The sequence below is a fragment of the Escherichia sp. AM3 genome (assembly GCF_032029835.1).
Lineage (GTDB): Bacteria > Pseudomonadota > Gammaproteobacteria > Enterobacterales > Enterobacteriaceae > Escherichia > Escherichia coli.
Genome location: NZ_JAVUPQ010000544.1, coordinates 1 through 493, shown reverse-complemented (window position 1 = coordinate 493; position 493 = coordinate 1). Strand labels below are relative to the sequence as shown.

1 protein-coding gene is annotated in these 493 nt (G+C 55.8%); it reads left to right on the top strand.

The genetic code is table 11. The annotated features are described in order from the left end of the window. Positions 1 to 493, top strand: a 493-nt coding sequence (locus tag RTW80_RS27135) for an MFS transporter (protein WP_312721193.1), incomplete at both ends; no start/stop codon positions are given.

The window sequence follows — 493 nt, the reverse complement described above, 5'->3', positions numbered from 1 at the left end:
AAAGTAATGTCATTTACGGCATACTCGGATCCATGCTGGCCATGGTCCCGGCGGTAGGCCCATTGCTCGGAGCGCTCGTCGACATGTGGCTTGGGTGGCGGGCTATCTTTGCGTTTCTAGGTTTGGGCATGATCGCTGCATCTGCAGCAGCGTGGCGATTCTGGCCTGAAACCCGGGTGCAACGAGTTGCGGGCTTGCAATGGTCGCAGCTGCTACTCCCCGTTAAGTGCCTGAACTTCTGGTTGTACACGTTGTGTTACGCCGCTGGAATGGGTAGCTTCTTCGTCTTTTTCTCCATTGCGCCCGGACTAATGATGGGCAGGCAAGGTGTGTCTCAGCTTGGCTTCAGCCTGCTGTTCGCCACAGTGGCAATTGCCATGGTGTTTACGGCTCGTTTTATGGGGCGTGTGATACCCAAGTGGGGCAGCCCAAGTGTCTTGCGAATGGGAATGGGATGCCTGATAGCTGGAGCAGTATTGCTTGCCATCACCGA